The sequence below is a fragment of the Polynucleobacter kasalickyi genome (assembly GCF_900176405.1).
GTDB lineage: Bacteria > Pseudomonadota > Gammaproteobacteria > Burkholderiales > Burkholderiaceae > Polynucleobacter > Polynucleobacter kasalickyi.
In genome coordinates, this window is the sequence record NZ_FWXJ01000003.1 from 41,803 (window position 1) to 54,636 (window position 12,834).

The 12,834-nt window shown below is 42.0% G+C and carries 11 protein-coding genes; 4 read left to right on the top strand and 7 right to left on the bottom strand.

The window, feature by feature from the left end; all coding sequences use genetic code 11:
* Positions 1-6: 6 nt before the first annotated feature.
* From B8983_RS03615 to purN, 7 genes are all read right to left on the bottom strand, one after another.
* Positions 7-372, bottom strand: a complete 366-nt coding sequence (locus B8983_RS03615) for a hypothetical protein (protein ID WP_084282767.1) — start codon at positions 370-372, stop codon at positions 7-9.
* Positions 373-374: 2 nt separating this feature from the next.
* Positions 375-881, bottom strand: coding sequence for a hypothetical protein (locus B8983_RS03620; protein ID WP_084282768.1), 507 nt, complete (start codon positions 879-881; stop codon positions 375-377).
* 15 nt (positions 882-896) lie between these two features.
* Positions 897-1,220, bottom strand: a complete 324-nt coding sequence (locus tag B8983_RS03625) for a c-type cytochrome (RefSeq protein ID WP_084282769.1) — start codon at positions 1,218-1,220, stop codon at positions 897-899.
* A gap of 18 nt (positions 1,221-1,238) precedes the next feature.
* A complete protein-coding gene (locus B8983_RS03630; protein ID WP_084282770.1) occupies positions 1,239-3,401 on the bottom strand; it encodes a carboxypeptidase-like regulatory domain-containing protein in 2,163 nt (720 codons plus the stop codon).
* Between the two features lie 268 nt (positions 3,402-3,669).
* Positions 3,670-4,848 carry a DesA family fatty acid desaturase gene (locus tag B8983_RS03635; RefSeq protein ID WP_084282771.1) on the bottom strand — a complete coding sequence of 393 codons (1,179 nt, stop codon included), beginning with the start codon at positions 4,846-4,848 and terminating at the stop codon, positions 3,670-3,672.
* A gap of 80 nt (positions 4,849-4,928) precedes the next feature.
* Positions 4,929-6,431, bottom strand: coding sequence for an RsmB/NOP family class I SAM-dependent RNA methyltransferase (locus B8983_RS03640; RefSeq protein ID WP_084282772.1), 1,503 nt, complete (start codon positions 6,429-6,431; stop codon positions 4,929-4,931).
* A gap of 39 nt (positions 6,432-6,470) precedes the next feature.
* Entirely contained in the window at positions 6,471-7,097 is a 627-nt protein-coding gene (gene purN / locus B8983_RS03645) for a phosphoribosylglycinamide formyltransferase (protein ID WP_084282959.1), read from the bottom strand.
* Positions 7,098-7,223: 126 nt separating this feature from the next.
* Here purN and B8983_RS03650 point away from each other — a divergent pair, with 126 nt between their 5' ends.
* From B8983_RS03650 to coaBC, 4 genes are read left to right on the top strand one after another with little or no spacing between them, the layout of a single operon-like run.
* Positions 7,224-8,168, top strand: a complete 945-nt coding sequence (locus tag B8983_RS03650; protein ID WP_084282773.1) for a bifunctional riboflavin kinase/FAD synthetase — start codon at positions 7,224-7,226, stop codon at positions 8,166-8,168.
* Positions 8,169-11,027 carry an isoleucine--tRNA ligase gene (gene ileS, locus B8983_RS03655; RefSeq protein ID WP_084282774.1) on the top strand — a complete coding sequence of 953 codons (2,859 nt, stop codon included), beginning with the start codon at positions 8,169-8,171 and terminating at the stop codon, positions 11,025-11,027.
* Positions 11,028-11,077: 50 nt separating this feature from the next.
* Positions 11,078-11,581 (top strand): signal peptidase II, encoded by a 504-nt coding sequence (gene lspA, locus B8983_RS03660; RefSeq protein ID WP_084282775.1) that lies wholly within the window; start codon positions 11,078-11,080, stop codon positions 11,579-11,581.
* 2 nt (positions 11,582-11,583) lie between these two features.
* On the top strand, positions 11,584-12,834 hold the full coding sequence (gene coaBC, locus B8983_RS03665; RefSeq protein ID WP_084282776.1) for a bifunctional phosphopantothenoylcysteine decarboxylase/phosphopantothenate--cysteine ligase CoaBC: 1,251 nt from the start codon (positions 11,584-11,586) through the stop codon (positions 12,832-12,834).

Here is a 12,834-nt window from a genome sequence, read left to right on the forward strand (position 1 = left end):
GAAATCCTATCGCCAGTAAAACTTTAATGAATAAAGTAGCACAGGTATCAATGCCACTGGAACGATCCAAGACAGTGCCGAAGGGATTCGCTTCATCACAGACAAAGGGAGAGTACTAGCAAGAAATGAGCAAGCCAGTGCGCTCAACAATGAAGTTAAAAGCCAACCATACCAATACATTGCTGGACCATCATCCATGGTCAATGGCGTCCAACCAAGCGTTACCTTGTGGGTTGCTGGGTAATAGCTGAAAATAGGCGCTTTATAAATATCTGCCAAAACATAAGTTACCGAAAAACTCACTGAGAACACTGTGGCAAAGGTTTGATATTTCATCATCGCCAAGTCTTTTAAGGAAGGCTTCATCTCCATAGTTATGCTCCATATCCTCTGACATTATTAACGATATGGCCAACTAAAAAAGCATACCAACAAACGAGCGCCAAAAATATTGTCGTATATTTGCGTAATTGCGCATATTCAGCATGTTGATAGTGCTTCCAAGCAAAATGATAAATTGGCAACATCGCTAAGCCTAGGACAACCAAATGTTCTTTAAACTCAAAAGCTCCTAAGGTTTTATAAAACTCTTGTTGCTCAATAGGAATCCTGACATTAATACGGTATTCGGTATAAATCCAACCACCAAGCACAAAGCTAATGATCCATAAGAAACAAATCGCTTTAGCATATTTGGCGGCTTTTACCGCCCGAAACTCATCAAAGAAAGATCTTTCATTCGGATGTGTTTTTACCGGGCCGAGTAAAGCCATCATTTGATGAGTCAGCGCCCCTAATAGTGCTACTGAAATCAGACCATGAACAATTAATAAAATTGTCCAAAAAGTACTAACTGAAATAAACTCCGATAACCAGTTCACTCACCGACTCCTTGATTAGCTTGGTGAGCCTTTTAAGATCCACGCAACAATGGTATTTAAATGCGCTTCAGTTGCTTCAGGGTGAGCAGGCATTGGAATCTTGCCCCAAGAGCCAGCACCGCCATTGCGCACCTTATTGACTAGTGTTTTCTGAGCATCTGCTTGCCCCTGATACTTTTCTGCGATGGCCTTAAAGGCCGGGCCAACCAGTTTTTGCGATGCATTATGGCAAATCAGACAACCATTGGAGCCAGCAAGAGCTGCAGGCGATGGTTCATCGGCAGCATTCGCTAGGGTACAAATGCTGACTAAAGATAAAAGAATAAGTAGTTTTTTCATGATAATTATTAAGTTTCGTTAATTAGCTAAAGGGTTAGGACGAATCTGTACTTTGAATACTTTTGGCGGCAACTCTTTTCCACCATCACCGCTGTGGAAATTGTTACGGGTTCCAGAAGTCGTCCAAACAGCACGGCCTTTCCAACCACCATTAATGTCATCAATCCGACCGTCAACGTTCTTGGTGAAAAATCCTAATGGATATGGAATTCTGAGGGTCACTAATTTACCGTTTACCACCGCGATTAATGCTTCGCCACCGCTAGATGATGCAATCGGTACATCTTTACCAAGTCCTAGCGTGTTATGCAAGTCTACCCAAATATAGTAGGCGCCATCGGCACTTCCTTTAGGATCTTTCACGTTTTTAAATTGAGGGCCAGGCAAACGATAGAGAGTCCAACCTTCAGGGCAATGTTTACCTTCTGCAGTCGTCGGTCCATTCAGTGGGCCTTTACATTTATTTCTGTCAAAACTTGCGATTTGACCACTTGCCAATACTGTCCAGGCAACACCTTTGGAGTCAACATCAACGCCTCTTGAACCAAAGGTACCTTCAGGAGATTGATAAATTTCAGCAAGTGCTGTGTTACTAGGATCAGACCCAGGTACTAAGCGGATTAAATAACCAGGCTGATTGATACGTGAAAATCCGACGTCCATCGATTGACCCCAAATTGAGTCATCCGCAGGACTTGGCTGTACGCCATAGAATGCAGCCATCACGCGTTTATCTTTGGTAGGGTCGAGCGCTTGATTAGCCTCGACATACTCATCCCGTTTACCGTTACCGTTGGTATCAATAATAATTGGCGTCCAGCCTTGTGACTTTTTCTCATCTTTAGTCTCTAAATACATTTTCGTATTTAGCCAGCCGACAACACCTGATGCAGGAGACCCAGCACTCGTCCATAACGTATCGTTTTTATCCCGTGCAAAATAAAGGTGATGAGTCGTGAAGCAGGTATTGATCAAGCTCCATTCTTTGGTTTTTGTGTCGTACATCGTAATCTGACGAGCTGACTCATTTAATGGAGCCACTTTAGCTGATGGGTGATCAGAGCCTTTTTTACAAAAATCAGGATTGCTACTAGGTCTGATTTTGGCAGCGAACCATAAATTTTCTTTTTGATCCCAAATTAGATTATGGATACTTGTGTGCCCATCCCAAATCTTCTCATCACCCCAGTAAGCAGACTCTGCTTTGGGTAACTCTAATGAAGAAGGTGTTTTTGGATCTAAGAATGGCATCTTAATTTGACTAACGACATTTGTTTTAGGATCAAGGGTAGGTACTAAATCAGTACTTTCCTCAGGTGATCCGTAAATTAAACCGTTAGCATTTAAGGTTGGATTACGTTTATCCGTTGAAATCGCATCATGTAAATAATATTTAGCATCTGACCAGTTCCACATCGTGTAAACAGCATTTCTTTCAATCCCTTGAGGTCTAGTAGGTTTAGCAAACGGCACTTCTCCTTTGGCGATTCGGTCAGTCCAATCAGCTAAAATCGTTAGCGTCCTTTCGGGCCCCATTCTGCCAAGACCTAAAGCCATATTTGCCATCGCTTGTCCTGCTTGTGTTCTATAAGCCCAAGCCAACTCTGAGTCACCATTCGCTTTTTTGGTAAACAACTCTGGAACCTCACGAATCCCTTTTACTCCCATTGCATGACATGACTGACAGGAGTTTTTTAGCGTATCAACCCAGTAATATTGTTTTTTCATGACATCAGGGATGCCATTGCCTTTTTCTCCAGTTCCAGGAAATTCACTATCCTTAGGCACATTAATCATTGAGTACCAGTACATACCTGGATAGTACTGAGCAGCTGCTTTAGCAGTAGGTGCTTGTACCGCTTTTAAATTAACCAGTTGACCTGGCTTAGCGTTTTGCTTTACAGAATCCACTAAGCCATAACCACGAACCCAAACCTGATAGTTAGCACTAGGCAACTCAGGAATTAAAAAACGTCCCTTGTCATCCGTTACAACAATTTTCGCAAATTTTGTAGGGAGATCATTCGTTTCAGCGATTACCCAAACCCCAGCTTCAGGCCCACTGGCACCATTCACGGTACCACCAATATCAGCAGCAGTAATTTTCACCTGGGCTGAAGCGCTCAAAGAAAAAATGGTTAGTAGGCATGTAATTACGAATGCGGTGGGGTTCCACTTCATGGTGATCTCCAAATATTATTTTAATAATAGAATTTTTAAAGAATCATCTTAATCATTTTGGACAATTAAGAAACTAGGTTTTTACCCTTAATAGGTAAATTGAAGAAAAGAAAAAGTAACTCTCTGCTTCAATACAAAGTAGATTCAGTAATGGAATGACAGTTGACCTAGAAAGTCTTGATACGCAAATCGTGCAAATTAGGCGATTTGGTAATAATGTATTGTGTAAAAGAGCAGAAGGACAAAATGTCCTTCTGCTCAATATCTATTAGGCGATAGACCTTAAACTCATTGAAAAATTTCTTAAATAAGTCGATTTACTATGTTCAGCTTTTTTACACCAAACTTGTAACTGCTCAACTAGGTGCTCTTTGGAGTGATTCGTTCTCGCCCAAAGTTGACTCAGCTCTCTACGCATTTGCACTAAAGTAGCGATATGCTCATTCGTAGCCATCAAACTTTCCAAGCGTTCTTTTTCGGCTGGAGATAATTTTTCTTCATCCTTATATAACCACAGATGATTATCTGAAAAATCTTTAGCTAACCCTTTCATGACATCAACTTCTTGTGCAAAGGCTTTACGTAACGTGGATGTATATCTTGCCATCACTTCATAACGATGATGAATTACTGAGGCCAATAATTCTGCGTTCGGTATTTGTACATCTTGAGTTTTAATTTTGGGGATACTCTTTTTAACTTTGGCCAACTTACATTCTTCTAACACTCGAATATAAAACCATCCGATATCAAATTCATACCATTTACTCGATAGTTTTGCACTCGTTGCAAAGGTGTGATGGTTGTTATGCAACTCCTCACCACCAATGATGATGCCGAACGGAATAATGTTTCTTGAAGCATCTTCGCAATCATAGTTCCGATATCCGAAATAGTGCCCAATCCCGTTAATCACTCCTGCGGCAGTAATTGGAATCCACATCATTTGAATCGCCCAAATCAGACCACCGTAAGCGCCAAAAAGAATCAGGTTGATAATCATCATCAACGCAACACCTTGCCATTGAAATTTTGAATAAACATTACGTTCAACCCAATCATCAGGAGTCCCATGTCCATATTTAGTCATCGTCTCTTGGTTTTTACTTTCCATCTTGTACAAATCAGCTCCACGCCAAAATACACAATGTAGACCAAGTACTTGAGGACTATGGGGGTCTTCAGGAGTTTCGCATTTAGCATGATGTTTACGATGAATTGCAGCCCACTCCTTAGTTACCATGCCCGTAGTAAGCCACAGCCAAAATCTAAAAAAGTGTGCCGGAATAGCATGCAACTCAAGTGATCGGTGTGCTTGGCAACGATGCAAAAAGATGGTCACACTTGCAATAGTGATGTGGGTCACGATCATTAGATAGGCAAACATTGCCCAACCAGACCAATTTAATAAACCATTTGCTAACCAATCTGTAACTACTTGAGTCATATTTATAACCAATTCAAAAAAACAAATTACTAAAAACTACTCTTGTATCGCCCGCAACAGAGCAGAAAATACCTTCAATTTTACTCGCTATCTACAACTTCCTCATCTACAGGCGCTTTTTCTGCAACTAGTGCGGACTTTTTGGTCAAGATTGCTGCAAAAAAACCATCAGTTTCATGCTTGCTTGGCCACAATTGCCACCAAGAGTTATCTACTGAAGCGCCGACTGGTAAATCGTTAATCATCGGAAAATCACCTCGCAATACTTCTTTGGGATCAAGCAACTCAAAGTGTGGGTGATTTTTTAAAAACTCATTCACAATCGTTTGATTTTCTTGTTCCAACAAACTGCAGGTTGCGTAAACCAGGCGTCCACCAACCTTTAATAATTTTGCGGCTGAACAAAGAATGGAATACTGCTTCGCTTGTAACTCAGAGACTGTTTCAATGGTTTGGCGCCACTTGAGATCTGGATTCCGACGCAAAGTTCCAAGCCCGCTACAAGGCGCATCCACTAAAACGCGATCAATTTTCCCAGACAGCCTTTTTACTTTTGCATCATTTTCACTATCAATCCAAACCGGATGCACATTCGATAAGCCACTCTTGGCCACGCGTGGCTTTAATCTCGCCAGTCTACGCGCAGAAATATCAAAGGCATAGAGCCTACCCATTGATTTCATGAGTGCGCCCAAGGCAAGAGTTTTGCCGCCGGCTCCTGCACAAAAATCGACGACCATTTCGCCACGCTTTGGCGCCAATAACATACTGAGGAGCTGACTTCCTTCATCTTGTACCTCAAACATGCCATCTTTAAAACTTTGTAAATTTTGCAACGCTGGCTTACCAAGCATTCTAAAACCCAACTCTGAATATGGCGTAGGAACCGATTGATAACGCCCGCCGAGTTCATTGAGTTGCGCCAAAATATCTTCGCGTTTTGCTTTAAGGCTGTTAATTCGACAATCTAATGATGCTGGTTTTAATAGTGCCTCGGATAGAAGCTTACGCTCTACTGGCCCAACCTGGTTACCTAATTCCAACCACAACCACTCAGGCAAGTTAGCGCTTACCTGTTCTGTTAAGCTTTCTCTTGGGTAGCTGACAAAACGTTGTAACCACTCTACTTCACCTGGATGGGCAACGAAGGCTAAGTCTGCTAAAGCGCTTTCTAGACGATTGGCCGTACCTAAGCCACCTTCAGACAAAGATAACATCATGCCAAGTAAGGCCAAACGACGGAACAGTGGTCCGTTGCCACTTTGTGCATATTGAGCCAACTCTAGCTTACGTCTTAATACGGCAAAAGTACTTTCGGCAATCAAGGCTCGATCCCGATTACCCAACTGACTGTTTTCTTTAAAATACTTAGAGACGGTCATATCAGCCGGGGCATCAAACTTAAGCACCTCGGGCAAGAGTCGAATTAAATGCTCTAAATGAACCGGCAAAGCTTTTGCTTTTGCCATCGCTGGGTTGTAAGGCGTAGTTCTCTTCGGAGTCGAACTATTTTTAGAATCGCTAAATGAATTTCTAGATGTGGTCGATCTATTTCTGGGATTGGGTTTATTTGCTTTAGTCATAACTTTGTGATGTAACTCAAGTTTTAAAGACGCATTCGTCTAGTAAAAAAATTGAGATTGTGGTGGGATCACACTGACAATACCATCTTGCAGAAAAATTTGATCCTTTAAAAACCATTCAATTGCTTTAGGGTAGATTATATGTTCTATTGCTTGGACACGCTCGGATAATAAGTGAGGATTGTCATAATTGTGAACAGGAACAACACCCTGAGCAATAATTGGGCCGACATCAAGCTCTGAAGTGACAAAATGCACCGTCGCACCATGCCACTTGACTCCTGCTTTTAACGCTGCTTGGTGGGTGTTTAAACCTGGAAAACTAGGTAATAAGGATGGATGGATATTGATTAAGCGCCCAGCAAAGTAGTCCACAAACTCTCGACTTAAAATACGCATAAAACCTGCTAAAACAACAAGATCCGGCTGTTCGCTTTGAATTTCTGATAATAAAGATTGGTCAAATGCATCTCTAGTAGCAAAGTCTTGGTGATTTAAAAGGGTTACTGGCACCCCAAAAGATTCGGCGATTGCAAGCCCTGGAGCATCCACTCGGTTACAAAATACCCGAGTAACCCGAGCATCCCAACCCTGTTCCCGTTGGGCTTCAAGGATTACTTTTAGATTCGATCCCTTGCCGGAGATGAGAATGACTATATTTTTCAATTCTTTTTTACTCACACATTCTGATTTAATGAAGAATTTTACTACGCCACATTTCAAAAAGTTCAAGCGCAAAATAGCTTACAAAATCGATTGGTTCACAGGTTTCTAATATAATTAGTAGCAATTGTGAAAGTAATCCGTGGAACCCCCTCTTCCCTTATTCATCCCCCATGTGCTTTGACCATTGGTAATTTTGATGGTGTGCACCAGGGTCATCAAGCATTGCTCAGTCGCTTGAGTGACTACGCAGCACAAAATGACCTGAAAACCTGTGTGTTAACGTTTGACCCCCATCCTAAAGAATTCTTTACCCCAGACAATGCTCCAGCAAGAATTTATAGTCTACGAGATAAACTTTCAGCATTAAAGGACTGCGGGATCGATAGCGTGGTGGTTGAACACTTTAACGCAAATTTTGCGAAAATCACTGCAGATGAATTTGTAGAGAAAATCCTCATCCAAGGTCTGAATGCAAAATACATTGTGATCGGTGACGATTTTCATTACGGCGCCAAAAGACAGGGTAATTTCGAAACCCTTAGTGCCGCGGGAAAAGTTCATGGTTTTGAAGTACATTCTGTCAGTTCAGTACTAGACCATGAAAATTCTAGAATATCAAGTACTGCCATTAGAACTGCTTTAAAGAATGGGGATTTAGCTAGTGCTAGAAAATTATTGGGCCGACCATACGCATTTACAGGACACGTACAACACGGCAAAAAACTCGGTAGGACTATCGGCTTCCCAACGCTCAATTTAGCGATTTCCAAAGAGAAGCACAAAACACCCCCTGCTACTACGGGTATTTTTATTGCAAGAGTCCATGGCTTACATGAAAATCCTCTGCCAGCTGTTGCCAGCTTAGGTGTTCGACCAACCGTTGAAGATCAGGGCCGAGTTCTCTTAGAAACGCACATTTTTAATTTTAATGAATCTGTCTACGGGAAGTTAATCAAAGTAGAATTGATAGAGAAATTGCGAGATGAAGCAAAGTACCCCAATTTAGAAGCATTGCAAGAAGCAATTCAAGCGGATGCTCTAGCTGCAATTAATTACTTTAAGAATATTTAAATGTCTGAAAACCAATACCCAGTCAATTTACTTGACACCGAATTTCCTATGCGTGGCGACCTGCCTAAGAGAGAACCCAAGTGGATTCAAGAATGGCAGGAAAAAAAGATTTACCAACTGATTCGTCAGGCCAGAGCAGGTAAAACCAAGTTTATTCTGCATGATGGCCCTCCTTATGCAAATGGCAATATTCACATTGGTCATGCAGTCAATAAGATTTTGAAAGACATGATTGTTAAGAGTAGAACTCTGATGGATTTTGATGCCATTTATGTACCAGGTTGGGATTGCCATGGTATGCCCATCGAAATTCAAATTGAGAAAAAATTCGGCAAAAATCTTGCTACGGCAGAAGTTCAAGCGAAGGCTAGAGCTTACGCAACAGAACAAATTGCCTCTCAAAAAGAGGATTTTAAGCGCCTTGGCGTGCTTGGAGATTGGGATCATCCCTATCTCACAATGGATTATGTCAATGAAGCGAATGAATTACGTGCACTGGCTAAAATCATGGAAAAGGGTTATGTTTTTCGTGGCTTAAAACCTGTCAATTGGTGTTTTGACTGTGGCTCTGCTTTAGCCGAAGCGGAAGTAGAGTATCAAGATAAAACAGACCCTGCAATCGACGTAGGCTTTGAGTTTGTTCCAGAATTACGTTCGGAAATTGCCACTATTTTTGGTTTATCCAAATTACCAGAAAAAAAGGGTGCCATTGTTATTTGGACAACAACACCATGGACGATTCCATCCAATCAGGCCCTCAATGTTCATCCTGAGATTGAATATGCTCTCGTTGATACCCCATCACAACTCTTAATCCTAGCCAAAGATCGAGTTACCGCGTGTTTAGAGACTTATGGTCTTACTGGGCAAGTTTTGGGACTTTGTAAAGGAAATGCTCTTACCACATTGCGTTTCAAGCACCCACTATTTAATAGTGATCAGGGTTACCAGCGAACTGCTCCTGTTTATTGCGCTGATTACGTCACAACTGAAAGTGGTACTGGCATCGTTCACTGTGCTCCAGCTTATGGTGATGAGGATTTTAAATCCTGCAAATCCAATGGTATGGTCGATAAAGATATCATCAACCCTGTCATGGGTAACGGAGTTTACGCGTCCACCCTCCCACTCTTTGGTGGTCAATTCATTTGGAAAGCAAATCCCCTCATCGTTGAGGCTTTAAAAGAATCTGGCTCACTCCTACACGTATATCAGTTTGGGCACTCTTACATGCACTGTTGGCGCCATAAGACGCCGATCATCTATCGTGCAACCTCTCAATGGTTTGCCAGCATGGATAAACAGCCGCTAGATCACGGTAAGTCACTTCGGGAAGCGGCTCTTGCTGGTATTGAAGCTACGAATTTTTATCCGGCTTGGGGTAAGCAACGTCTGCACAGTATGATTGCAAATCGTCCTGATTGGACCTTGTCGCGTCAACGTCAGTGGGGTGTACCAATGGCATTTTTTGTGCATAAGGAAACTGGAGAATTACATCCTGATACGGCACTGCACATGGAGAAAATTGCTCAACTGATTGAGAAAAAAGGTATCGAAGCTTGGCAAATGGTTCAGCCTGAAGAGTTTTTGGGTCAAGACGCTCAACTCTATGAAAAAAACAAAGATACCCTCGATGTTTGGTTTGATTCTGGGACTACGCACTGGCATGTTTTAAGAGGCTCTCATGCACAAACTTTTGCTGATCCAGAGCAATCAAATCCTGAAAGTCGTTTCGCAGATCTCTATTTAGAAGGATCAGATCAACATCGCGGTTGGTTTCATTCTTCGTTATTAACCGGCACGATGTTAGACGGTAAGCCTCCCTACAAAGCGCTTTTGACGCATGGTTTTACAGTTGATGGACAAGGCCGAAAAATGAGTAAGTCATTAGGCAATGTCATTGTTCCTCAAGATGTGGCCAACAAGATGGGCGCGGAAATTATTCGCTTATGGACAGCCTCAACAGATTACTCTGGTGAGATGACCATCTCCGATGAAATTCTTAAACGTGTGGTTGAAAGTTACCGACGTATTCGTAATACCTTACGTTTTCTCTTGGCAAATTTAAGTGACTTTGAACAAAGTCGTGATGCTATTCAGATGGAAAACTTACTTGAAATCGATCAGTATATGTTGAGTCTGAATGCACAAGTGCAAGAGGAGATTGTGGCAAGTTTTCTAAGCTATGACTTCCATCATGTCATCACCAGATTACTGTCTTATTGCTCCGAAGATTTGGGTGGTTTTTACTTAGATATTTTGAAAGACCGTCTGTACACCTCCGCGCCTGATTCTATCGCCAGAAGATCTGCGCAAACAGTTCTCAACCAAATCACAGGCTCTTTATTACGCTGGATGGCCCCGATTCTGTCCTTTACCGCTGAGGAGGCATGGCAAGTCTTTCATCCAAGCAAAGACAGAGACTCTACTATTTTTACAGAGGTCTATCAAACATTGACGACCCCTAATAACTCAGCAGAGTTGCTTGCTAAATGGCAACTGATTCGTGAAATTCGACAAGAGGTAACGAAGTCAATTGAATTAGAAAGAACGGCAGGTAAAGTAGGTTCTTCCTTACAGGCGGAAATTGATATTTCTGCTCCGGTTCATCTTGCAAAAACCTTGAACTCTCTTCAGGATGATTTAAAGTTCGTAATGATTACCTCAGCAGCGAATGTTCAAGAGCATGATGAGATTGGCACACCACTATCTGTCGCAGTAAGGGCTTCCCAACATCAAAAATGCGAACGTTGCTGGCACTACCGAATTGACGTTGGTCAAAATAAAGAGCATCCTACCCTTTGCGGTCGATGTGATACTAATTTATTTGGACAAGGCGAGAAACGCTTGTTTGCTTAATTTCAATAAAAGTAATCAAGCGATTCCATTGATGGAATTTTAGGATAAAAATGGCAAAAAAAGGTTTTCAGTCGAGTCAGAATAAGCCCTTTCAACGATGGCTGGGACTTTCCATCGTGGTCATCATCCTAGATCAACTTAGTAAGTTAATAGTACTCAAAACACTCCCTTTACATGGGAGTGTACGATTCAATGATTTTTTTAATTGGGTATTGGTCTTCAATCCTGGTGCAGCTTTCTCTTTCTTAGCTGATGGCGCTGCATGGCAGAAATGGTTTTTTATTGGCATCGGTCTCATTGCTACTGCGGTGATGATTTGGTTATTATTTCGTCATGGGAAGCAAACCATGTTTTGCTTTTCCATTTCAATGATACTTGGTGGAGCTGTTGGTAATCTCATTGATCGTTTTACCCATGGCGCCGTAGTCGACTTTATCGATATTTACTATCGTCATTACCATTGGCCAGCATTTAACTTGGCAGATAGTGCAATCACTTTAGGAACCTTCTTATTAATTCTTGATGAGTTAAGAAGAGTCATCAAACAAAGGTAAACATGCTCGATACCACTAATCAATTCTCTCTTTATCAGAAAAAGATTTTATTAGGTATCACAGGCGGTATTGCCGCCTATAAAACACCAGAACTTGTTCGAGCTTTGATCAAAGAAGGTGCAACGGTTCAAGTTGTGATGACCCAATCAGCAACTCAATTTGTGACGCCAACGACTCTGCAAGCAGTGAGTGGCCTGCCAGTTTATATCAGTCAATGGGATAACAGGATCTCAAACGGTATGCCACATATCGAATTATCCAGAGATGCTGATTTGATATTAATCGCTCCCGCTAGTGCTGACTTTATGGCAAAGCACTCCTTAGGATTGGCAGATGACCTATTATCGACTCTCTGTTTAGCGAGAGGGCATGAGGTGGATGGCGCGATTAAAGACTGCCCTTTAGTCATGGTCCCAGCAATGAATCGACAAATGTGGGAGCACGCAGCTACACAAAGAAGTGTTGAACGCTTAGTAAAGGACGGGGTCACTCTTTTAGGTCCCGCTAGTGGCGCACAAGCTTGTGGTGAAGTCGGTATGGGTCGCATGCTCGAACCTTTTGAAATTTTAGATGGAGTGATTGCCTTTTTTCAACCGAAGCTTCTAAAAGGCCTCAGGGTTCTTATCACGGCCGGTCCGACCTATGAACCAATTGATCCTGTTCGTGGCGTGACGAATTTAAGTTCAGGCAAAATGGGCTTTGCTATTGCCAAAGCAGCTTTAGAATCAGGCGCAGAAGTACATTTAGTAAGTGGTCCCGTTTCACTTCCAACGCCACTGGAATTTACTGGCAAAGTCAATCGTACCAACGTCCAAACTGCTAAAGAGATGATGCACGTTGTGGCAAATTCACCATGTGATGTTTTCTTTAGTGTGGCAGCAGTAGCTGATTGGACGATTAAAAATAGACAAGCCCAGAAAATTAAAAAGACGTCAGAGCAAAGTTCTCCTATTCTTGAGTTTGAGTTAAACCCCGATATTTTGGCTACCATCGCCCAGTCGTCAATAAATCAAAGACCTTTTTGTGTGGGATTTGCGGCTGAATCAGAAAATATTGAAGCGTATGCTCAACAAAAAAGAATTAAAAAAAATATCCCTATGCTCATTGCTAATCATGGGCCAAGCACTTTTGGACAAGACAGTAATCAGGTCAGCATTATCGATGAGCTGGGAATCTTTCCTGTAGAAGAAACGAATAAACTAGCTATCGCCAGAGTGATTGTCGCAGAGCTGGCAAAACGTCTTCGACCCTAA

Bases quoted from the DNA above. Each gene is read 5' to 3' on its own strand.
- ileS (WP_084282774.1), top strand. From the start codon at position 8,169: ATGTCTGAAAACCAATACCCAGTCAATTTACTTGACACCGAATTTCCT.
- lspA (WP_084282775.1), top strand. From the start codon at position 11,078: ATGGCAAAAAAAGGTTTTCAGTCGAGTCAGAATAAGCCCTTTCAACGA.
- coaBC (WP_084282776.1), top strand. From the start codon at position 11,584: ATGCTCGATACCACTAATCAATTCTCTCTTTATCAGAAAAAGATTTTA.
- B8983_RS03635 (WP_084282771.1), bottom strand. From the start codon at position 4,848: ATGACTCAAGTAGTTACAGATTGGTTAGCAAATGGTTTATTAAATTGG.
- B8983_RS03640 (WP_084282772.1), bottom strand. From the start codon at position 6,431: ATGACTAAAGCAAATAAACCCAATCCCAGAAATAGATCGACCACATCT.
- B8983_RS03615 (WP_084282767.1), bottom strand. From the start codon at position 372: ATGGAGATGAAGCCTTCCTTAAAAGACTTGGCGATGATGAAATATCAA.
- B8983_RS03625 (WP_084282769.1), bottom strand. From the start codon at position 1,220: ATGAAAAAACTACTTATTCTTTTATCTTTAGTCAGCATTTGTACCCTA.
- B8983_RS03630 (WP_084282770.1), bottom strand. From the start codon at position 3,401: ATGAAGTGGAACCCCACCGCATTCGTAATTACATGCCTACTAACCATT.